General features: G+C 51.7%; 21 protein-coding genes. 13 read left to right on the top strand and 8 right to left on the bottom strand.

The genetic code is table 11. The annotated features are described in order from the left end of the window. Nucleotide 1 precedes the first annotated feature (1 nt). From ftsY to Q4563_RS12820, 7 genes are all read left to right on the top strand, one after another. Nucleotides 2-1,060 carry a signal recognition particle-docking protein FtsY gene (ftsY, locus tag Q4563_RS12850; RefSeq protein WP_303604749.1) on the top strand — a complete coding sequence of 353 codons (1,059 nt, stop codon included), beginning with the start codon at nt 2-4 and terminating at the stop codon, nt 1,058-1,060. Beyond that, nucleotides 1,057-1,722: a cell division ATP-binding protein FtsE gene (ftsE, locus tag Q4563_RS12845; protein ID WP_215974882.1), complete on the top strand. Its 666-nt coding sequence runs from the start codon at nt 1,057-1,059 to the stop codon at nt 1,720-1,722. Before ftsY ends, ftsE begins: the two co-directional genes overlap by 4 nt. Continuing rightward, on the top strand, nt 1,722-2,708 hold the full coding sequence (ftsX, locus tag Q4563_RS12840) for a permease-like cell division protein FtsX (RefSeq protein ID WP_215974883.1): 987 nt from the start codon (nt 1,722-1,724) through the stop codon (nt 2,706-2,708). Before ftsE ends, ftsX begins: the two co-directional genes overlap by 1 nt. A gap of 182 nt (nt 2,709-2,890) precedes the next feature. Beyond that, on the top strand, nt 2,891-3,751 hold the full coding sequence (rpoH, locus tag Q4563_RS12835) for an RNA polymerase sigma factor RpoH (protein ID WP_303604748.1): 861 nt from the start codon (nt 2,891-2,893) through the stop codon (nt 3,749-3,751). A gap of 70 nt (nt 3,752-3,821) precedes the next feature. Beyond that, on the top strand, nt 3,822-4,196 hold the full coding sequence (locus Q4563_RS12830) for a DUF423 domain-containing protein (RefSeq protein ID WP_215974885.1): 375 nt from the start codon (nt 3,822-3,824) through the stop codon (nt 4,194-4,196). An 8-nt stretch (nt 4,197-4,204) separates the two neighbouring features. Then, a complete protein-coding gene (gene trmB / locus Q4563_RS12825; RefSeq protein ID WP_303604747.1) occupies nt 4,205-4,906 on the top strand; it encodes a tRNA (guanosine(46)-N7)-methyltransferase TrmB in 702 nt (233 codons plus the stop codon). A gap of 27 nt (nt 4,907-4,933) precedes the next feature. After that, complete coding sequence (locus tag Q4563_RS12820) at nt 4,934-5,725, top strand: CPBP family intramembrane glutamic endopeptidase (protein ID WP_303604746.1); 792 nt, start codon at nt 4,934-4,936, stop codon at nt 5,723-5,725. A 12-nt stretch (nt 5,726-5,737) separates the two neighbouring features. Here the strand turns inward: Q4563_RS12820 and Q4563_RS12815 are convergent, their stop codons facing one another. Genes Q4563_RS12815 through Q4563_RS12805 form a run of 3 tightly spaced genes read right to left on the bottom strand, consistent with a single transcriptional unit; the run spans nt 5,738 to nt 8,770 of the window. Beyond that, complete coding sequence (locus Q4563_RS12815; protein ID WP_303604745.1) at nt 5,738-6,733, bottom strand: zinc-binding alcohol dehydrogenase family protein; 996 nt, start codon at nt 6,731-6,733, stop codon at nt 5,738-5,740. A 26-nt stretch (nt 6,734-6,759) separates the two neighbouring features. Beyond that, a complete protein-coding gene (locus Q4563_RS12810) occupies nt 6,760-7,188 on the bottom strand; it encodes a CBS domain-containing protein (protein WP_215974889.1) in 429 nt (142 codons plus the stop codon). A gap of 19 nt (nt 7,189-7,207) precedes the next feature. Further along, nucleotides 7,208-8,770, bottom strand: coding sequence for a cation:proton antiporter family protein (locus Q4563_RS12805; RefSeq protein ID WP_303604744.1), 1,563 nt, complete (start codon nt 8,768-8,770; stop codon nt 7,208-7,210). A 183-nt stretch (nt 8,771-8,953) separates the two neighbouring features. On the opposite strand from Q4563_RS12805, the gene Q4563_RS12800 reads away from it, so the two are divergent. Genes Q4563_RS12800 through Q4563_RS12780 form a run of 5 tightly spaced genes read left to right on the top strand, consistent with a single transcriptional unit; the run spans nt 8,954 to nt 10,751 of the window. After that, nucleotides 8,954-9,268 (top strand): DMT family transporter, encoded by a 315-nt coding sequence (locus tag Q4563_RS12800; protein ID WP_215974891.1) that lies wholly within the window; start codon nt 8,954-8,956, stop codon nt 9,266-9,268. A gap of 9 nt (nt 9,269-9,277) precedes the next feature. After that, nucleotides 9,278-9,646, top strand: a complete 369-nt coding sequence (locus Q4563_RS12795) for a PH domain-containing protein (RefSeq protein WP_215974892.1) — start codon at nt 9,278-9,280, stop codon at nt 9,644-9,646. Between the two features lie 12 nt (nt 9,647-9,658). Continuing rightward, complete coding sequence (locus Q4563_RS12790; protein WP_215974893.1) at nt 9,659-9,967, top strand: hypothetical protein; 309 nt, start codon at nt 9,659-9,661, stop codon at nt 9,965-9,967. An 18-nt stretch (nt 9,968-9,985) separates the two neighbouring features. After that, nucleotides 9,986-10,540 carry a porin family protein gene (locus Q4563_RS12785; RefSeq protein ID WP_215974894.1) on the top strand — a complete coding sequence of 185 codons (555 nt, stop codon included), beginning with the start codon at nt 9,986-9,988 and terminating at the stop codon, nt 10,538-10,540. A 22-nt stretch (nt 10,541-10,562) separates the two neighbouring features. Further along, entirely contained in the window at nt 10,563-10,751 is a 189-nt protein-coding gene (locus Q4563_RS12780) for a CPXCG motif-containing cysteine-rich protein (RefSeq protein WP_215974895.1), read from the top strand. 8 nt (nt 10,752-10,759) lie between these two features. On the opposite strand, the gene Q4563_RS12775 is transcribed toward Q4563_RS12780, so the two are convergent. Further along, a complete protein-coding gene (locus Q4563_RS12775; RefSeq protein ID WP_303604743.1) occupies nt 10,760-11,293 on the bottom strand; it encodes a glutathione peroxidase in 534 nt (177 codons plus the stop codon). A gap of 275 nt (nt 11,294-11,568) precedes the next feature. Here Q4563_RS12775 and Q4563_RS12770 point away from each other — a divergent pair, with 275 nt between their 5' ends. Further along, nucleotides 11,569-12,303, top strand: coding sequence for a 16S rRNA (uracil(1498)-N(3))-methyltransferase (locus tag Q4563_RS12770; protein WP_303604742.1), 735 nt, complete (start codon nt 11,569-11,571; stop codon nt 12,301-12,303). Nucleotides 12,304-12,314: 11 nt separating this feature from the next. Here the strand turns inward: Q4563_RS12770 and Q4563_RS12765 are convergent, their stop codons facing one another. Genes Q4563_RS12765 through Q4563_RS12750 form a run of 4 tightly spaced genes read right to left on the bottom strand, consistent with a single transcriptional unit; the run spans nt 12,315 to nt 20,502 of the window. Further along, nucleotides 12,315-12,839, bottom strand: coding sequence for a hypothetical protein (locus Q4563_RS12765; protein ID WP_303604741.1), 525 nt, complete (start codon nt 12,837-12,839; stop codon nt 12,315-12,317). Nucleotides 12,840-12,863: 24 nt separating this feature from the next. Further along, nucleotides 12,864-13,349 carry a chemotaxis protein CheW gene (locus Q4563_RS12760; protein WP_303604740.1) on the bottom strand — a complete coding sequence of 162 codons (486 nt, stop codon included), beginning with the start codon at nt 13,347-13,349 and terminating at the stop codon, nt 12,864-12,866. Further along, nucleotides 13,321-14,346: a chemotaxis protein CheB gene (locus Q4563_RS12755; RefSeq protein ID WP_215974900.1), complete on the bottom strand. Its 1,026-nt coding sequence runs from the start codon at nt 14,344-14,346 to the stop codon at nt 13,321-13,323. Before Q4563_RS12755 ends, Q4563_RS12760 begins: the two co-directional genes overlap by 29 nt. Continuing rightward, nucleotides 14,347-20,502 carry a hybrid sensor histidine kinase/response regulator gene (locus tag Q4563_RS12750; protein ID WP_303604739.1) on the bottom strand — a complete coding sequence of 2,052 codons (6,156 nt, stop codon included), beginning with the start codon at nt 20,500-20,502 and terminating at the stop codon, nt 14,347-14,349. Between the last annotated feature and the right edge of the window lie 23 nt (nt 20,503-20,525).

The following is a 20,525-nucleotide window of genomic DNA, read 5'->3' as shown; positions in this document are numbered from 1 at the left end:
CATGTTTTTCAAACGCTTTAAAAAAGGCGCTCCTGAAGAGCCCCAAACCGACATCAGCCAAAAGCCTGAGCCCAACACACAAGAGCCCAGCGCTCCAGAGCCTGCCACTCAGGCTTCCGAGCCACCGGAAAAACCCGCCAAAGAGGGCTTTTTCGGTCGTATTAAACGCGGTTTGTCGCGCACCAGCGGGCAGTTTTCTGAGGGCCTCGGCAATCTATTTTTGGGTAAAAAAGAAATCGACGACGAGCTGCTGGAGGATATTGAATCCCAGCTGTTGGTGGCCGATGTGGGAATGGAGGCGACCGAGTCCATTATTGCCGATCTCACCGACCGGGTAGCGCGCAAGCAATTATCTGACCCACAAGCGCTGTTCACCGCCTTGCAAGAAGCGCTGGGCGAGCTACTCGCCCCGGCTGAGGCACCACTGAGTATCGATACCAGTCACTCGCCGTTTGTGATTTTGATTGTCGGCGTCAATGGGGTGGGGAAAACCACCACCATCGGCAAGCTGGCCAAACGCCTGCAAAACGAGGGCAAGTCGGTGATGCTGGCCGCGGGGGATACCTTCCGCGCCGCCGCGGTGGAGCAGCTACAAGTGTGGGGCGAGCGCAATGCGGTACCCGTTATTGCCCAGCACACGGGCGCTGACAGCGCCTCGGTTATTTTCGATGCGGTACAAGCGGCTAAATCGCGCGGCACTGATGTCGTCATCGCCGATACCGCCGGCCGTCTGCACAATAAAGACCACCTAATGGAAGAGCTGTCTAAGGTGCGTCGCGTGATGGGCAAACTCGATGACAGTGCCCCGCACGAAACCCTACTGGTACTGGATGCCGGTACCGGCCAAAACGCCGTCAGCCAGGCCAAGCACTTTACCGAGGCCGCGGGCGTCAGCGGTTTAGTCTTAACCAAGCTCGACGGCACCGCCAAGGGCGGGGTCATTTTTGCCCTAACTAAGCAATTTAATTTGCCGGTGCGCTTTATTGGCGTGGGTGAAAGTATTGACGACCTGCAACCCTTCGCCGCCAAACCCTTTGTTGAGGCCCTGTTTAACCGGTGATTCAATTCAGCGGAGTCAGCAAGCGCTACGCTACCGGGCAAGACGCCTTAAGCCGGGTGGACTTTCATATCGAGCGCGGCGAAATGGTATTTTTAACTGGCCACTCCGGCGCCGGTAAAAGTACCCTGATGAAGCTCATTATGTTGATGGAACGCCCCACCAGCGGCCAAGTCGTGGTGGGCGGGCGCAACACTGAGCGTATCCGCGCCAAACAGATTGCCCACTACCGGCGCGATATCGGCGTCGTGTTTCAGAACCATCAATTGTTGTTCGATCGCAGTGTATTCGACAATATCGCCTTGCCCCTGCAGGTGGCGGGCTTTCAAAACGCCGACATTGGCCGCAGGGTGCGGGCCGCTCTGGACAAAGTCGGACTTCTACACAAAGAGCGACAAAACCCCATAACGCTATCCGGCGGGGAACAGCAGCGCGTTGGTATCGCCCGCGCGGTGGTCAACAAACCCGCATTGGTACTGGCCGATGAGCCCACCGGCAACCTCGACCCCGAGTTGTCGGCCGAGATTATGAATTTGTTCCGCCAGTTTAACGAGCTGGGGATGACGCTGGTAATCGCCACCCATGACATCGACCTCATCGAACGCATGAACCGGCGAGTACTGCATCTAGAGCAGGGCCGGGTCGTCTCCGGCGGGGGCGTATAATGGCCCGCCCCAACCAAGTACCCGCTCGCCCCAAGGGCGCCATTCACAGTAAAACCCAGTGGCGCGACCGGCTAGAAGCCTGGCAGGCACACCACAGCACCTGCGCCATTGAAAGCCTTATCCGGCTAACCCGCTCCCCCCTGCAAAGCTTGCTGACCTGGCTGGTGGTCGCCATTGCCACTGCTCTACCCGCCACCTTGTATGTAGCGCTGCAAAACGTACAGGCATTGGGCTACAACTGGCAGGACTCCAGCCAAATCTCCGTGTTTATCAAGCGCCAGACGGCCCCCGAGGCCATAGAGCGTTGGCGCACGGAGTTGAGCCAACAGGCGGGTATTGAGCAGGTAGACTACATCAGCCCCTCTGATGCCCTGGCCGAGTTTCGCCAGCATTCTGGGCTCGGTGAGGTTTTAAATGATCTAGAGGAAAACCCTCTGCCCCCGGTTCTTCTGGTGCAGCCGCGGGCAGAGGCCAGCCAAGGGGCCGCACTGGAGCAACTGCTGGCATCACTTAACGATCACGCCCTGAGCGATGAAGCCAAACTGGACATGATGTGGGTACAACGGCTGCAGCAATTGATCGATCTCGCCTCGCGTGGCGTATTCTTTCTAGCGTTGCTCTTGGTGCTAGGTCTATTGCTGGTCATTGGCAACACCATTCGTTTGGCGATTGAAAATCGCCGCGATGAAATCGTGGTAGTGAAGCTTGTCGGCGGAACCGATGCCTACGTGCGCCGCCCGTTTTTGTACACCGGACTCTGGTACGGTTTAGGCGGCGGAGTGATTGCGCTGATTTTATTGGCCTTAGGCTTGGGATGGCTGTCGGTACCGGTGGCAAAACTTGCCAACCTTTATCACAGTGAGTTTCACCTGCAGGGGCTTAACTTTTACACCAGCTTACAGTTGGTGCTATTGGCCGGCTTAGTAGGCCTCGCTGGCGCCTGGTTGGCAGTGGGGCGTCATTTACGCGCCATAAAACCAGAGTAAACAGCCGGTTTTATCCCCCGCACCCACTCAACTGGGTAAAGATGTACTAAGCCCTTGAAAAGACTACCAAAAGATGGGAACTTTTGGTTATTGGCAGTCTCCAAGTAGTAATGCTAGACTAAACGACCCCAGATCGAACGGTTTGGGGACAACTTAAGGTTAAATTTCGGGAGTTTACGAGTATGGGCACTAGCCTACAGCCATTGGGGAATCTATCGCCAGGGGCGAACCTCAACGCCTATGTGCAGGCTGTCAGCGGTTTTTCCGTCTTATCCCAAGAGGAAGAGAAAGACCTCGCTGAAGACCTTTACTACAACGACAATGTCGACGCGGCGCGGCGCCTAATTATGGCCCATTTGCGCTTTGTTGTGCACATTGCCCGTTCCTACAACGGTTACGGCCTACCCTTGGGTGATTTAATCCAAGAGGGTAATGTCGGCCTTATGAAAGCGGTAAAACGCTTCAACCCAGAAAAAGGCGTGCGCTTAGTTTCTTTTGCCGTGCACTGGATTAAAGCCGAAATACACGAATTTATTCTAAAGAACTGGCGCATTGTCAAAGTGGCCACCACCAAGGCCCAGCGCAAATTGTTCTTTAACCTACGCGGTGCGAAGAAGCGCTTAGCATGGCTAACCAACGATGAAGCTAAGGCCGTGGCCGAAGACTTAAACGTTGAAGTTAAGCATGTACGCGAAATGGAAAGCCGCCTGTCTTCTTACGACGCGGCTTTCGACGCACCGGAAAACGAAGACGAAGACAGCCACTTTGTGGCCCCAGCCCACTACCTAGAAGACAAGCGCCAAGATCCGGCAGTGCAATTAGAAGCGGCCGACTGGGAAGCGACCAACGTCAATGGGCTTGAAAATGCTATGGCTCAGCTGGATGATCGCAGTCGTACCATTTTGCAACGCCGCTGGCTGAGCGATGGTAAATCCACCTTGCATGATCTGGCCGCCGAGTATGGCGTATCCGCTGAGCGCATTCGCCAGCTGGAAAAAAACGCCATGAAAAAAGTAAAAACCATGATGGAAGCGGCTGCCTAAACCCCGCCCACTGTCACCGGAAGGCCGCGCCCTGCGCGGCTTTTTTGTTTTAACCTAAAGATAACCCACCATGCCACAGCTGATACTCGCCACCGCTGCCGCCTTCGGCTTAATCGCTGTCGCCCTCGGTGCATTCGCTGCACACGGGCTCAAACATAAGCTTGCGGACAACTTACTATCAGCCTTTCAGACCGGCGTTGAGTATCAGATGTACCATGCGTTGGCGCTGTTAGCGTTGGCTATTTTAGTTAAACTAACACCGGGCAATTGGCTCACGGCCAGCGCCGGGCTGTTTATACTAGGTACACTGCTGTTCAGTGGCAGTCTCTACGCTTTAGCACTCACTGGCGCCCGCTGGCTGGGGCCCATAACTCCCATTGGCGGCCTGTGCTTTATGCTGGGCTGGATTTGCCTGTTTATCGCCGCTTTTAAACACCTTAAGTAACCCACACCATGACCGAAGAATTTCGCCCCGAATACAAAAAAAAATCCATTCGCAGCTTTGTCATCCGCGCTGGCCGCATGACCGACGGCCAAAAAAAAGCCTTTGAAACCTATTGGCCCCAATACGGCGCCAGCCTGTTCGAAGGCCCCTTAAATACCGAGCAATCGTTTGGCCGGGAGGCACCACTGGTACTCGAAATTGGCTTCGGCATGGGCGCCTCACTTCTAGAGATGGCCCAAAACGAGCCCGACAAAGATTTTATCGGCATTGAAGTTCACCCCCCGGGTGTCGGCCGATTAATTCAGACCGCGGGTCTGGCAGAGGTGAAAAACCTCAAGGTATACATGGCCGATGCCACGGATGTGATGGACGACTGTATTGCCGACAACAGTTTAGCCCGCGTACAAATTTATTTCCCCGACCCCTGGCATAAAAAGAAGCACAATAAGCGGCGTATTGTACAGCCAGAGTTTGTGCAAAAAATTCGACAAAAATTAGCCGTTGGCGGTGTTCTGCATTTGGCCACTGACTGGGAAAACTATGCTGAGCATATGCAAGAGGTGATGGAGGCCGCCGATGGTTACGCCAACACCGAAAGCGCCGGCGGTTTTAGCGGGCGCCCCGACTACCGCCCGATCACCAAGTTTGAAGTGCGCGGCGAAAAGCTGGGCCACGGCGTGTGGGATTTAATTTACCAGCGCACGGTATAAATTATTGCAGCACCGCAAGGAATGCATATGCCCCACCCACTGCTAACCCGCCCCAACCTTAGTGCTGCCCTACTTGCGGCGGCGCTATTTGCTTACCTTTGCGATGCCTTGCCCCTGGCTATACTGGCAATGCTGTTTGTCTTTAATGCCTGCCTGTTTGCCTTAACGGCCTGGCACCCATCGCCAGACTATCGCTGGCATAAGCCGGGCAAAGTGGGGCTGTGGCTATTCGGCCTGACTCTCGGATTTTTTATTGCGCTCTACCGACCAGAAGGTTTTCATTATCCGCTGCTCTATCACTTTATCAGCTTAGATTTTACGCTGTACGCAAACTTGGGCAAAGGATTAGCAGGAATCCTGGTAATCACCTGGCTATGGCCCGTGACCGGCCGCGCTAAAAGCCTCAGCTTAAGCCTTGTGCTGGCGCTACTGGCGGCGATTATAATTTTAGCGGCGGCTTACATCTTAGGCGTAGCTTGGCAAGTCAAGCTGCCCGCAGGTATTGTGTGGTTCTTACTGATTAATATCGGTATTACAGTACTCGCCGAAGAGGCGTTTTTTCGCTTACAGTTACAACAACAATTGACTCAGTTATGGGGCGATGGCCGCCTGTCTATTGGCGCGGCAGCCATCGTTAGCGTGATCTTTTTTGCATTAGCACACCTACCGCCCGATCACCCTTACTTTGCCCTCTATGTGTTAGCCGGCAGCTTATATTGCGCGGTGTTTACCTACACTCGCCGTTTTGCCATGGCGGTGATAACTCATGCCACGGTTAATATCGGCCATTTTATCTTTTTGGCGTATCCTTTAAGTTAAACCGCAGGCTGATCACTCAATCTCAATACCCGCCATAACCAGCTTACCTAACATTCGCCCACTCGCCACTTCATTCAACGCTTGGGTAACAACTTCCGGCGTCATAGGGCCCAAATCTTGTGCCAAAGTGCTTTGCAGCACACCGTTATCCACAGCCGCTGCCACCTGATGCAAGATTTTCTTCTGCTGTTTAATATCGGACGTATTAAACAGTGACCGGGTAAACATAAACTCCCAGTGTACCGATACACACTTGCGCTTAAAGGGCATGATATCCAGCGCCGATGGATCGTCAATGACACCGAGCTTACCTTGAGGGGCGATAAGCTCAACAATGCTTGGCAAATGTTGTTCGGTATGGGTTAAGGATGCCACCAAAGGCACGGCACCAATGCCTAGCTTTTTTAACTCGACATCAAGAGGCTGGCCGTGATCTATGATTATGTCGGCCCCCATGTGTTTAACCCAGGCATGACTTTCGGGGCGCGAGGCGGTGGCAATCACTTTAAGATCAGTGAGCTTTTTCGCCAGTTGAATTAACATGGAGCCCACGCCGCCAGCACCACCGATCACCAATAAATAGCCCTCACTATCGCTGCTCGCGCCAAAGCGGTCAAACAGTAATTCCCATGCGGTTATCGAGGTTAAAGGCATGGCCGCAGCCGCGTTAAACGTTAAACTTTGCGGTTTATGAGAAACGATACGTTGATCCACCAAGTGCCACTGACTAAAACAGCCGGGCCGGTTGATAGCACCGGCGTACCAAACCTCATCACCCGGCTGAAAGTCCTGTACTTGGTCGCCAATAGCTTCCACTATACCAGCGGCATCCCAACCCAATATTTGCTGCTCGCCCGACGCCGGTGTAACACGGCTACGGATTTTTTCGTCCACCGGATTAATACCAACGGCTTTTACTCGCACCAGTATGTCTTGGCCCCTTGCCACAGGTTTTTCACAGTTGAGATAGCGCAGTGTTTTATCTGCAGTAAATCCAATAGCTTGCATATTAATCTCTGTTGCTTTGAATGGCTTTAGGTTTTCGCTCGGGCTTTGGCATAGGCTGCGCCCAAGGTCCGCATAATATCGCGCCAAGAGACAATACCCTTCACATGCCTTTCATCATCGATAATGGGGATGCACGATACCGATTGCTCGTTAAACACTTGCACCGCTTCGGGTAGGCCTGCGTCGGGCGTCAAGGTGGCTGGATTGCGCGTCATAATTTGATGGGCTTTTTTGTTTAAGCTCGCCAAGTCTTTGGTTGTTTCTGCCGCAGTGCCAATATTCGGGCTCAACGCCCGCAGCAGGTCACGATCGGATATAACGCCGACCAATTGCTGTTTGTCCACCACCAACAGATGATGAAAAGTCGTTTTATCAAACAAGTGCTGTACCGTTTTCAGGGTGTCATCCATCTCGACCACGACCACCTTCGACGACATAAATTCGGTAACTTTCATAAGCACTCCTTACTGTGGATTAACCGTCTGCCAATGAACGCGAGTACACTTCCTCTTGCACATGCTCAGCCAAGCCGACACCAGCTTCCGACATGGTTAAATAGGTTTCATCGGCGCCGGCGGCGTTAATTTTATCGGCTTCGTCCTGAAACAGAGTATGCGAGGCAATAAAGCCGGTAAAGCCGCGCTGGCGCAACTGTTTGACCGCAATCATTTTAGCCTCGATATCGCTCATACTAAGGATGACCGCACGCACACTGTCCATTTTCAACCCCTGCCAAAAGACTTGGTCCTCGGCATCGGCAAATAACACCGAGCGCCCTTCACGCCGGTGCCGATCGACCTTACCTGGATCGGAGTCCAACGCAATTAAGCCCGGCACCTTGTCTTTAAGCTGTTCATACGCCGCCGTTCCCGTGCGCCCCATACCAAAGATCAGCACCTCAGCCTCGCCGAGGGAGATGGGTTGCTGATCTGGGTGATGTAGGTTGCGCTCAAAACCCAACAACTTATTGGCTAAGCGTTCGTAAAATGGGTGGGCAATACGATTTAACGGCGCTGATACCACAAACGATACAGCAACCGTCAGTGCTAAGGGCACCAGCCATTGGGGCAAAATAATCGCCGCCACAATCAGACCAAACTCACTGTAATTGGTGAGCGCCAGCGATGTCAGAAAAGCACTGCGAGCGCGCAGTTTAAACACGATCAGTAGCACAAAAAACAACAGGCCTTTCAAAGGCAAGGCCAAGGTGGCTGCTCCGGCCAGTATTAGCGCATCCATTCCGGGCAAGCCACTCATGCCAATTTGTAAAAAGAAGCCGACCAAAAAGACCTCTTTGATGCTCCACAGGGAGTTGGACAGCTCGGTGGCACGCTTGTGCTTGGCTAACAAAACCCCAAACGCCAGCGCACCCAATTCGGAGCTTAACCCCAGCGCCTCAAAACCCAAGCCGCCAATAACCAGAGCTAACAACAAGCCAAGGAGCACCATCAGCTCATCGTGACCGCAAACATCCAGTAACTTAAACAACAGGGGGCGGACCAGCGGCAGCGCAAACACCAATAGCGCCCACACCGAAGGAGAGGTGCCCCCGGCCACACTGATCACCAGCAGCGCCAACAAATCTTGTATTACCAAAATACCAATAGCCACTCGGCCGTGGAAGGCCCGCAGCTCGCGCTTACTGTCCAGCACCTTAGCCGCCAGTACGGTGCTGGAGAACGACAGCGCCACCCCGAGCAGCAGCGCCTCGTACGCAGTAATATCGAGCAGAAGATAGATACCGGGGGTTAATAGCGCTACCGAGGCGACAAAATGCAGTAAACCACCGCCAATGACCTCCGGCTGAACCAGGTTGCGTACGCGCAATTTGAGGCCGACCGTAAACAGCAACAGCAACACGCCTAAGTGCGCCAAGTGTGAGATCACCTCATCACCGTGTTCCGGCAAAGTGGTATAATACCCCAGCCCACTGATAGCAAAGCCTGCGGCAAGGTATCCCACCAGTGGCGGCAAGCCCACTGCCCGCACTAACAACCCCAAGCTAAACGCAAAGGCAATCCACACGGCTTCTAACATAATGACTTAAAGTCTCTTTTCCCTATTGAAGTTTAACTATATCAACCTTAGATTAGTCGATGCTATAGCTTGATACCGACCGCTGTCGGCTGCGGGGCAACCCGACTTAGCCAACAGCGCCCTGTGGGACGACCCACAGGCTACCTGCATAAGGGGACGGCCCCACCTCGAGATTGCTCCATTATGTCCTGGATATTACTGTTTTTTGCCGGCTTGCTGGAAATTGCTTGGGCGACCGGGCTCAAATATACCGATGGCTTTACCCGCCTGTGGCCTACCTTGTTCACTCTTATTGCCGTCGTGGGCAGCTTAGCGTTGCTGGCTCTGGCCCTGCGCCAACTGCCCCTAAGTACTGCGTATACGGTTTGGATGGGGTTTGGCGCGATGGGGACGGTTATTACGGGGTATTTCTTGTTCGGCGAGCAGCTCGGTGCTTTGCGCCTAGGTAGTATTGCCCTTATACTCGTGGGCATTGTTGGATTAAAACTCACGAGCTAGGCTAACTACATGAAAGAGCTTTACGCAGCCAACCCGGTAATGTTCAAAAACAACCCTCTAGGGTTTATTGCGACTTTAATTCTTTGCTTAGTAGGCATCGGCTTCATCATTTTTCTGGTGTGGCACTTAAAAAACAAATCATCGCGTCTGGTTGTTACCGACGAAGACGTTTTGTTTGAGCAGGGCCTGCTCAGCAAAGAGCGCTCCGAGCTCAATATCAAGAGTATTCGCACGGTTAAGGTCAAACAGTCCTTCTGGAATCGCGTTTTTGGTACTGGCACTATCGAGCTGTATACCGCAGGTGACTCACCAGAAATTGTCGCCAAAGGACTGCCCGATCCGAATACCGTGCGCGATATTATTAAAGCCAACGACTAACGAGGCGCCACCGTGAGCAGCGACGACAAAGACAAGACTCAAGCACGGGCGACATTAGTCGCCCTCGTCGTTGTAGGCTTGCTCGCCCTGGCTGCCACTGTACTGGCGCTACCTTTGCTAGGGGAAGCGACCGACGGCATTTTTAGTGCTGGTGTAGGTCTTAAAGATGCCGCTGTTATTTCATTTTTCGTCACCATGGCGCTGCTGGTTGTATTTGCCATTAGTTCAGGTGATGGTCTGATCGGTGAGCTGCAATTTATACTGGGAGGATTCTTCTCCTTCTTTATTGTGATCTGGCTATTGATTGCCTGGATCTTTTAACGTCAAGGTTAAACGATTATGAAACTGTCCCAAATGATTTCTGCTCTAGTTTTACCCACTGCATTGTTGTTTTGTGGCTCTGCTTTAGCCGATAGCAATCGAGGTTTTTTTGCCGGGGTTGGCGCCTCAGCGGTGAATGTCGACGACAGTCCTTCGTTTCACAAAGCCAACCTGTGGACTGCAGAGATCTTTGGCGGCTACAAACACAATGCTTGGCTGGGCGGTGAAGTTCGTTACAGTGAAGGGCTGGGCAATGAAGAGCTAAGGCTAGAAGCGGATGTACCCAGTACAGTAAAAATGGATATCGATAACTCGATGAGTGTTTACTACCGCGCCGAGGCCGTAAACCAAACCGGTAGTTTTTACGCACTTCTCGGCTACACCGACTTGGAATACACCGTTGTGGGCAATGGCGCCACGGCCACTATTTCAGAAGATGATTTCTCTTGGGGGCTTGGTGCAGGCTTTAAAATAGCGCCCAAAATAAACTTAAATTTTGAATATCGAAGCTTAATCCACGTGCAGGACCAGCGCTTCACCACCATTACTACCTCCTTAGACTATCGCTTCTAAGGTTTTATAACGGATACCAGCGATGAATGGTTTATTAGAACATTCCGCGCACTGCCCTTTTTGCGACGCCCAGCTGACATTATTAATTGATACATCAGCTGGGGCCGACCACTCTTACACCGAAGATTGCCACGTCTGCTGCCAACCCATCTTGATACATTTGCATCAGGACAGTGACGGCCACTGGGATATTTCTCTGGAACAAGAATAATCGGCTTGTTATAGCGCCGCTTCTATTGCTTTGGTCAGCGCCTCGCTATTAGGCGCCGTTCGACTGTCGAAGTGCTTCACCGCACCCGTTTTTGGGTTGATTAGGTATTTATTGAAATTCCAGCTAGGCGCTACGGTTTGCTCGGCCAACCAGCGAAATAACGCATTGGCCTCAGTGCCGGTCACCTCGGTGGGCGCCAGCATGGTAAAACTCACCCCGTAATTGGTATAACAGATGTCGGCCGCTTCGGCTTCCGATTTTGCTGCCTGCTTAAACGCGTTACTGGCAAAACCGATCACCACCAACCCCTCAGTTTGGTATTTTTGATGCAGCGCTTCGAGCCCCGAAAACTGTTTGGTATAACCACAGTGACTGGCGGTATTCACCACTAGAGCGGGCTTTTTATTGATAACGTCACATAAATTCACTGACTCGGAAGCATGAAGCTTGCGATACTCTCCGCCCAAGTGCTCTGGGCAACTTTCGGCGAGGGCATTCATCCCCAATGATAACAACAGCCCAAATAATGCAAATTGTCGCATACTCCGCTCCTGTGACGAGTTTTTTGGCTCATATCCATCCCTCAAGTTCCCAGCTTAAACTCGCAAGGGTCGCTATTTGGGTTAAAATACGCATTCAAAATTTTAGGGTTATGATCCGCTGACCATTAACAATCTCAAGGCGAGCAATACAAGTGATAAAGCACTCTCGATAGGTAAATCATGTGCTTTAAACCCGATACAATCATTACTATAGCCTCCTTGTTGGTATCTCAGCGGCCAAACCCAGCTTACTCCTTTCTGGTACAGGTTACAGTATGCGTATACCCAGAATTTATACCGAGCAACCCTTAACCCCTGACACAACTCTCGAACTCGGGGGTGACACAGCTCACTACATCAGCCGCGTATTGCGCATGAGCGAAGGGCGAGTGCTGGAACTGTTTAACGGCCAGGGCGGTGCATATCGGGGCACTTTGGGTCAGGTAGGTAAAAAATGTGTGACTATCGCTCTCGGTGAATTTTTACCCGGCGATCGTGAATCGCCTCTGGCGATTGAACTGGCGATTGGGCTGTCTCGAGGGGAGCGCTTCGACACGGTATTACAAAAAGCCACTGAACTGGGTGTCAAACGTATCGTACCGCTACTAACCGAGCGTACTGAGGTAAAACTGAAAGGCGACAGGCTCGCTAAAAAGTGGCAGCACTGGCGCCAAATCACCATCAGTGCCTGTGAGCAATGCCAGCGCAATCACCCCCCCGAATTAGCCGAGCTTACAGCGCTGACTGATTACCTGCCGTTAGCCGCAGGGGATCACAAATATGTACTACACCATCGCGACAACCAGAGTTTAGCCATTGGTGATTCGCCCCCCTCATCGGCAGCCTTACTGGTGGGCCCCGAGGGTGGCTTAAGCGATATAGAAATTACTGCAGCTCAAGGGGCAGGCTTTGCAGCATTAACCTTGGGACCGAGGGTTTTGCGTACCGAGACCGCCCCACTCTCCGCAATCTCTATACTGCAGTATCTCTGGGGCGACTTACAAAATTGAGCTGTGACTGATCAGTCATCAACGGTTTCGTGAATCACTAACTCACTGCGAGTTTCCACAAAGTAAAAGTAGAACGGGCGAATGCTTAACGCGTCTTCCTCGGGACAGGCCTCGGAGGTATCTACACTAAGCGGCGCATAGTCGACATTAACCTGCGCGGCATCGTCATCGATTACCTGCGCCGACACCGACTGTAACTCAAGGGCGTAGTCACAATTATTATCGTCGCGATCACCCATGTCGATGAGTACAACTTGCCCTTCATCAAAGTCAGGATCGAAAGCCAGTGCTTGATCGGTGTAGCGATCGAGAAACAAAAAGTAATTGTCTTCATCGCGCAACACTAACAATTGCTTTTGGCCATCAATAGCCAGTAAGGGTTGCTCGTCACTGATAACACGGCGCACACTAATGCTTTCTACCGTTTCGTCGTCATCATCTGTTACCCCTGGATCGAACGGTTCATCCCGCTCTGCACCACAAGCACTGGCAAGCAGTGCCAGTATCAACCAAACAACTAACCCTTTGGGTTGCATACATTTCCTGCTATTCATACTGTGTTAGAAATTATGGCGTGCCTTCAGATAGGCCTGTTCCATGCGAACAATCGATGGAATAGCAGCCAACTCACCCGACCAGCTCACGGCCATATCGTCGTATGTGTCGTGAGGCGCGTCTTTGGTTTCTGCGATTTCATCGGGTGTAACCCGCGCCAAACGAGGTAACCCCTGAGTTAAAATGGCGATAAAGCCAAGATCTTCATCTTTGCCTGATGTGTTGAGTACGGCGATACGCGAGCGCGAGTTAATCGTTGGTTTAGCGTGGCCATTGAGTAACTCATAGGACATTAGCGGTATATTGCGCTCGCGCCAAGGGAAATCGCCCAGCAACCATTCGGGGCTATTGGCCACGGGTAAAATTTGCGCGACCGGCACAATTTCTGCCACGGTTACGTTGGGCATCAGCAGTAACTTGTCGACAATAGGGATCAACAAGCTCGCGATTTCCTGATGTGAATCAGATTCGATGTATTGCTGAGCTCTCATGAGCGAACGGTTCCTCAGTAAATGGTTCTTGCTTGTGCAAACGTTGAGCCAGCGCCTGAGCGAGCTCATTCGGTTTTGCACTAAATTCAACGCAATCTGTTGCGATGGCCGCGGTGGGCATGGAATCTACCACGCAATCATCCAACGCTTGAGCCCAAACCGCGCCACCTTGCTGCTTGATAAACCGGCAGCTAGCCGAGCCGTCTTCTCCCATCCCTGAAAACACAATCATGCCACAGCGGTTGCGGTGGGAACGGGCTAAATTTGCCGCCAGCTGATCAATCGAGGGCTGGTAACAGCCACCCCATGGCTCATCGTGCAAAATCAACGTACTATTTTCTTGCACCTCTACTCGTTGCATAGGGTCAACCAAGGTAACGGTATTGGCCTGAATGACCGAACCCTGTTCTCCCATCACAGCAGGATACTCTCCAGCGCGACTCACCATGTTCATTAATGTGGGCGAATAGCCCTCATTAATGTGCTGAACATAAAGAAAACCCAAACCTAGATTAGGCTCTAAGGCCTGCAAAAAATTGCACACCGCTGCCGGCCCTCCGGTGGAGGCTGCCAGTATCCAGACCTCTGGCGCGGCTTGTTGATGTTGCAGGTTAACCTCGCCAATCAGCCGCTGCAGGCGCGACTTAATTTTCCTAATCCACGCTAGGCGATCGGCCGGCGTTGATCCAAGTTCACTGCTGTCATTCAGTATCACCGGCTGCGAAGCCGACAATAATGCGTTTAAAATAGGCGCGCCGGGTACATATCCGGCATCGTCTTCGGCGTGAATAATGTCCACCAGCCAAGCATCCAAGCCACTGATACGATCTAAATCATCCAGTGACAGTATGGGTACTTCGGTTTGCTTATCGTCATCCACTGACGGCACCAAGGCGCAATATTCAATTTTTTGCCCTGTCTGACCCACGGCGGTTTTCAACAGGGATAATTTCGCTTCGCTATCGACCAATACTCCCAGTCGCAGCGGTGCGCTCATCTATTCGTCCTCACTTCCATCAACCAATTCTTTGATATTGGTCAGCAGGATATCTTCTTGGTAGGGCTTACCCATATAGCGGTTCACCCCTAAGCCCAGTGCTCGCTCCCGATGTTTGTCACCGGTACGTGAGGTAATCATAATAATGGGCAAATGTTTTAATCGCGAGCTGGTGCGAATGTTTTTTGCGACCTCAAAACCATCCATACGCGGCATTTCAATATCCAGCAGCATGACATCAGGAATATGGTCCTGCAGCAGTAATATGGCTTCGGCACCGTCTTTGGCGGTGATTACATTGTAACCTTCACGCTCCAAGAAGCGCCCGGTAACTTTACGTACGGTTACAGAGTCATCCACCACCATAACGGTTTTTTCTACGTCGTCTTCTTGCGCTACCTCTTTAATAGCAAACGGCTCGAGCAACGTGGATTCAGCCAAGCCGAGAGCAAGTTGCTCACGAATCAGCGCGTGCAGATCGAGGATCACAACCACCGAGCCATCCCCCATTACGGTCGCGCCTGAAACACCACTCACCGCACTGAACTGAGCACCCAAGGTTTTTACCACAATTTCGCGGCTACCCATAAGGCGGTCAACTTGTAGTGCAACGGTATTTTCTGCACTGCGCACCAACACAACGGGCAGAGGTAGCGATTGACTGTCCAGTTTCGGCAGTGCCTCACTGTCTAGTAAGGCACCCAAATAACGCACCAAATATTGCTCGCCGGCGTACTCGAAGCGGGCCGATTCATCTTGGTAGTAATGCTCTAATTCAAACGGGCTAACCCGCACAATACCTTCAATGGTATTGAGTGGAATCGCGTAGTAATCGTCGCCGATTTGCACCATCAGAGCGCGGTTCACCGATACGGTAAATGGCAAGCGAACGGTAAATTCGGTGCCCTCACCCCAGCGTGAGGCGATAAACATAGCGCCACCTAGCTGCTTAATCTCGGAGTGCACTACGTCCATGCCCACACCGCGACCGGAAATCTGGGTAACCTTATCGGCCGTACTGAAACCGGCATGCAAAATAAACTGCATAATGTCCTGATCGGACAGCTGAGCATCATCGCTCATCAGACCGCGCTCAATGGCTTTGGCCCGCACACGCTCAAGGTTAATACCCCGACCATCATCGGTCAGACGCAAGACCACATCACCGCCTTCGCGAGACAGATTAAGCGATATTCGGCCGGCTTCATTTTTACCGGCCTGTTCGCGCTCTTCTTTGGTTTCAATACCGTGGTCAACGGCGTTACGCAGCATGTGCTCCAGCGGTGCAATCATGCGCTCTAGCACCGACCGGTCTAGCTCACCTTCAACGTTGTCGAGTTCAAAACTGACATCTTTACCCAAATCAGTGGCCGCCTGCCGTACAATCCGGCGCAAGCGAGGTACTAGACGTGTAAAGGGCACCATACGCGAACGCATTAGCCCTTCCTGCAAGTCGGTATTAATACGCGACTGTTGCAGCAATAGAGTTTCGGTGTCCCGAGTTTTGTCGGCCAGCGTCATACGCAAATCCAACAAATCGGAGGCCGACTCCACCAGCGATCGCGACAATTGCTGTAGGGCCGAGTAACGGTCCATTTCCAGCGGATCAAAATCTTCGTGCTGAGCTAACTGCTCTTGGCGGAACAATATTTGTGCTTCGGTTTCAATATCCAAACGGCGCAACTGCTCTTGCAGACGCTCAATGGTCGAGTCCATTTCATCCAAAGCCGTACCGACATCACCTACCTGCTCTTCTACACGCGAACGAGCAATCGATGTTTCACCGGCTAGGTTAACCAGCTCTTCCAACAATTCTGCCGATACTTTTACAACCTCTTGTGGACCACTTCGCTTGGCCGCTAGATGCTGTGCCTGCGCACCGGTGGTTGCGACCTGTCCCGAGCCGCCGCCAGGGCCTGATGCTTGTGGCTTTTGTTTAGGCTTGGGGGCAAACGGCAATACTTTTCCCTGCTCCACTGTTTCAGTTTCAGCTGGACCCGGTATTGTCGCTGACGGCTGCTGTTCTACATCCGCCGACCCGTCAACTGGTGCTGCCGAGCCAACGGGATTTGGCGCTGTAGGGGCAGTATCACCATTCAATTTTGCTCGAACCACCTGCACACCATGGTGGATACGATCTTGATAACTGACCAACTGCTTATGGATGGTTTCGTTCATATCGGCGATATTAAGTTCGATGATTTTACTTTCGAACTCATGGGTAAGATCACCCAACTCCGTTAAACCCGCCAGTCGAGCGCCACCTTTAAGGGTGTGCAAGCTACGCTTAAGCTCTTCGACACAATCTTGATTGTTCCAGTCTTCTTGCCAGTCGTGCAACGAGCGCTCAATATCTTCGTTGAGTTCGTCGGCCTCCTCCATGAAAATCTCTAAAATTTCTTCATCGAGTTCGTCTTCCACCTCAACATCTTCAGCAAAGGCGCTATCATCAATTTGTTCAACAGGTGCTTCAGTTTCTTCACTGACATTTAACTCTGCTGATTCTACTTCCGGCTCTGACTCTACTTCCAGCTCCGACTCTACTTCTGGTTCTGACTCTGATTCCGAACGAAGCTCAATTTCTATATCTAGCTCAGCTTCAATATCTGAATCAATGCCCGCAACGGGCAAAGATTCAACATTATCTGAGCCCTCTAAGTCGAGTTCACCTAAGTTAACTTCTTCCACATCGGGGGCGGGAATAGCAGAGAGTTCAATTTCTTCTTCACTAATACTGGCTTCGGCTTCGGCTTCGGCTTCGGCTTCGGCTTCGGCTTCGGCTTCGGCTTCGGCTTCGGCTTCGGCTTCGGCTAACAGGCTAGCGCCAGGTGAAGCTCCGTCAAGCCATTGAGCCAGCGCTGCATCTATGGCCGGTGGTATTGGCGTCAGGTTTTGCCCTGCAGCAACCGCGTCGACCATATCCAGCAGGGCGGTGTGCATTCGAATCAAGTCTGCACACAAATCAGCTTGGCACTGTAGCTCGCCATTAATAATGCGCAGGTACACCTGATACAGTTTATCGCCCAAGCTCGCCATAGGGGGCAGGTTGGCATGTGCAGCCCCGCGGGTTAAATTTTTCAACTCGTCGATAACAGGCGACAGCTGGTCAACGGGTTCTGGCTGTTGCTGCCAAGCATTCAATAATTCATCGGCATCGAGAAGGACATTCATCTCCTCTGCCATAAAGATTGCCAATAGTTCAGGGTCGACTTGTCGCTTACCGTTAGCATCGCCCTCTTGCATTTTTGCCAAAGGCGCGACGTATATTTCCCTAAGTTCAGCGACACGTGCCAGATATTGATCTAGCTTGGGAATAACAACGCTGGTGCCGTGATTGAGCTCTTCAAGCGCCTCATGGGTATAGCTAACACCGTCGCGCAGTAGCTGTAAAATATCGTCATTGATATTAATTTGATAGCTGCGCAATTCTTTGACAAATTTTTCCAGCGGCGTTGCTAACTCGGCAATTGGCGTAATATCGGCCATATGCGCACTGCCTTTTAACGTGTGCAGTGCTCTTTGCATGTCATCGCTGGGTGGCTCAAATAAGGGGCGGGCCGCTTCCATACGATCGATATATTCTTGTACAAGGTGCAGATGTGTGAGCGCTTCGCTACTAAAAATGTCCCACAACTGTGCGTCATCATCGGCAGGGTCAATAGCTGAGGGTTCTTCTTGATCCTCTTCTATTTGATTACTTACATTATCTTCAGTGATTGGCGCCTCAGAGGCCTGACCCGACTCAGTCGATGCAAGGGGCATTAAATCAAACGGAGTCTCCCCACGAGAGAGCTGCTCACCCTGCTCTCGCATGCGGCTGATCACATCGGGCTCTGGCGTAGGTTGCTTCTGGGCAAAGGCGTCAATCAAGCTAGGCAGCTTGAGGCGCACATTTTCAATGAAAGTGACGTGGTCCGTGCCGGGGTTGATTGTGCCATCGATAACACGATTGAGCATATTCTCCACAGCCCAAGCCAACTCACCTAAATCATGGGCGCCAACCATGCGCCCACTACCTTTAAGCGTATGGAACGCGCGGCGAAATTCTGTTAATGAATTACCATCTTCAAAGTCTTGCGCCCAGCGAGGAAAATACTCGGTAATTGCCTCGGTAACTTCACCGGCTTCTTCAATAAATATTTCGAGAATTTCGTCATCAACTTCGTCTTCGTCAGGCGCAGCTTCCTCAACCTGAACCACTGGAGGCGCAGATTCCTCTTCGCTTTCGATTAACGTTTCATTGTTGTCCAGCTCAGGCTCAAGTGAACCATCAGAGCCAACTTCCACTTCTGAGTCTGTATCGATTTCTAAATCGACATCATCGGGCGATGCACTATCTGCATCAACCACAGAAGCATAGGCCTGCTGTAATTCCTGTTCATCACTGAAATCAACTGACGCTTGTTCGTCCGATCCGGCCTTGTCGTCTGCCGATGTAGATCCGGAAAACTTAGTAACCGCGTAACCCAGCTCCGCCACACTCTCTTCAGCCACTAATAACAGCAGATCATTTTCTTCTTCGCTGCTTTCACCGCTGAGCCGTTCTAAATAATATTCCACACTGGTGATCGCATCGGCCAGTGTGTCCAGAGTTGTCCATTCAGGCGTCAGCTCTTTTTGCAATAACTGCTCTTCAATATAACGCGCACAAGCACTGAGAATACGACCGGGCCGAGGCAGCGGTACAATTTCTAAGCTGCCGCGAATATCGCGCAGCATTTGTGGCACTTTAACAAGATGTTCTCGATTCCACTGCGAAGCAATATATTCAACGATAGCGTCTTTCGCATGCTCTAAGCCATTGCGCGACTCACGCATAACGGAGGCTTTGGCATCGGAAAGTGTAATACCTGCCTGGTCTTTAACGACTTTATCGGGGCTTTTGCCCGCATTGGCGGCGAGCACATCTAGCTCACCTTCAATGTCGATGATTTGACCCGCAACGGCCATTAGTTGATCTGAAGTCAGCTCTGTCTGCCCTTCAACCGCAAGTTCTAATGCAGCGCCTTGATCAAGAATGGATCGACGCAAATCACCAATACCCAACACCGCCATGGTATCGGCTACACGCCTAATAATAGCAACTGCATCGCTCAGTGGTTTTTGTTTGTCAGCACCCGACAGACACAAATCTAATGCTTTTTTAACACCGTCCAGTTCAACCTTTAATGCAGTGACCACCGAACGCATGGCTTCAGGATCGGGGCTAGACAGAGAACTGTCACCACTGGCCTCCTCCTTGCCTTCTAGCAGGGCTGACTCTAACTGATACTGCTCATAGACCTGTTTAAGAAAGGAGCCACTGGCGAATCCCGGGGCATGCTTACCTGAGCGAGCCACGTAGTAAAGTAAGTTTTTCAGCAGCTCATCGTCGTTGGCCACTTGTAAAGCTTTTGTGCCATGCACAGCCAAAACTTTTATTTCACGATCCAGGCGCCGTAGAAGATTTTTAATAGACACACTCGACTCGACGGCATCCATTTCCAACGCTTCAGCTAAAGCCACCGCTATCTGCCAGAGACTTTGACGCGCGGTACCCGAGGTCAATCGATATAAACGCTGAAAGACTTTTTGCAAATACGCTAGGTTTTCATCGGCATTCACGGACTTAATAAAACCTGCCGCAGCGTACTGATACATTTGTCGTAATTTCAGTACAGTCGCCTTAAACTGGGCGTTATCTTTTAACAGATCGAGTGGTTCACCGCTGACTTTCTTCGCCGGCGACAGATCTGGCATAAATAAATTGGTATCGGACAGCAATGACTCGCCGCGCACGGTGCGCAAATCATTTAACAAAGGCAAAACAACCAGTGGGTTGTCGCGGCGCGAAGATTTAACCTGATCTAAATAAATAGGAAATTGCAATATGGCGCGCATTAAAACTTCAGCGCCTTCACCAGGATTATCAATACTGTCGCCAATCATGGCCTGGGTTAATTGTTCCATTTCTTCGGCCAGCATAGCGGCGCCGTGGAACTCGACCATTTGCAAACTGCCGCGCACTTGATGAATGTGCGTCAGACAAAAGCGCAAGCGTGACTTATCGTTGGTATCCTGCACATAGGACTCCAGCGACTGCCTTGCTTGGGTAAGCGTTTCGGCAATTTCGTTAATTACCCAATCTAGGGCCGCGAAGTTGCGATTATCTGCCATCTAACGCCTTCCTCGTTGTTTTT

This window comes from Gilvimarinus sp. 1_MG-2023, assembly GCF_030548285.1.
The sequence above is the reverse complement of the archived record's forward strand: the minus strand, read 5'-3'. Positions and strand labels throughout refer to the sequence as shown.

Excerpts from the sequence above, each read along its gene's own strand:
- ftsY (WP_303604749.1), top strand. The coding sequence starts at position 2 with ATGTTTTTCAAACGCTTTAAAAAAGGCGCTCCTGAAGAGCCCCAAACC.
- ftsX (WP_215974883.1), top strand. The coding sequence starts at position 1,722 with ATGGCCCGCCCCAACCAAGTACCCGCTCGCCCCAAGGGCGCCATTCAC.
- rpoH (WP_303604748.1), top strand. The coding sequence starts at position 2,891 with ATGGGCACTAGCCTACAGCCATTGGGGAATCTATCGCCAGGGGCGAAC.
- Q4563_RS12830 (WP_215974885.1), top strand. The coding sequence starts at position 3,822 with ATGCCACAGCTGATACTCGCCACCGCTGCCGCCTTCGGCTTAATCGCT.
- trmB (WP_303604747.1), top strand. The coding sequence starts at position 4,205 with ATGACCGAAGAATTTCGCCCCGAATACAAAAAAAAATCCATTCGCAGC.
- Q4563_RS12820 (WP_303604746.1), top strand. The coding sequence starts at position 4,934 with ATGCCCCACCCACTGCTAACCCGCCCCAACCTTAGTGCTGCCCTACTT.
- Q4563_RS12815 (WP_303604745.1), bottom strand. The coding sequence starts at position 6,733 with ATGCAAGCTATTGGATTTACTGCAGATAAAACACTGCGCTATCTCAAC.
- Q4563_RS12810 (WP_215974889.1), bottom strand. The coding sequence starts at position 7,188 with ATGAAAGTTACCGAATTTATGTCGTCGAAGGTGGTCGTGGTCGAGATG.
- Q4563_RS12805 (WP_303604744.1), bottom strand. The coding sequence starts at position 8,770 with ATGTTAGAAGCCGTGTGGATTGCCTTTGCGTTTAGCTTGGGGTTGTTA.
- Q4563_RS12800 (WP_215974891.1), top strand. The coding sequence starts at position 8,954 with ATGTCCTGGATATTACTGTTTTTTGCCGGCTTGCTGGAAATTGCTTGG.
- Q4563_RS12795 (WP_215974892.1), top strand. The coding sequence starts at position 9,278 with ATGAAAGAGCTTTACGCAGCCAACCCGGTAATGTTCAAAAACAACCCT.
- Q4563_RS12785 (WP_215974894.1), top strand. The coding sequence starts at position 9,986 with ATGAAACTGTCCCAAATGATTTCTGCTCTAGTTTTACCCACTGCATTG.
- Q4563_RS12780 (WP_215974895.1), top strand. The coding sequence starts at position 10,563 with ATGAATGGTTTATTAGAACATTCCGCGCACTGCCCTTTTTGCGACGCC.
- Q4563_RS12775 (WP_303604743.1), bottom strand. The coding sequence starts at position 11,293 with ATGCGACAATTTGCATTATTTGGGCTGTTGTTATCATTGGGGATGAAT.
- Q4563_RS12770 (WP_303604742.1), top strand. The coding sequence starts at position 11,569 with ATGCGTATACCCAGAATTTATACCGAGCAACCCTTAACCCCTGACACA.
- Q4563_RS12765 (WP_303604741.1), bottom strand. The coding sequence starts at position 12,839 with ATGCAACCCAAAGGGTTAGTTGTTTGGTTGATACTGGCACTGCTTGCC.
- Q4563_RS12760 (WP_303604740.1), bottom strand. The coding sequence starts at position 13,349 with ATGAGAGCTCAGCAATACATCGAATCTGATTCACATCAGGAAATCGCG.
- Q4563_RS12755 (WP_215974900.1), bottom strand. The coding sequence starts at position 14,346 with ATGAGCGCACCGCTGCGACTGGGAGTATTGGTCGATAGCGAAGCGAAA.
- Q4563_RS12750 (WP_303604739.1), bottom strand. The coding sequence starts at position 20,502 with ATGGCAGATAATCGCAACTTCGCGGCCCTAGATTGGGTAATTAACGAA.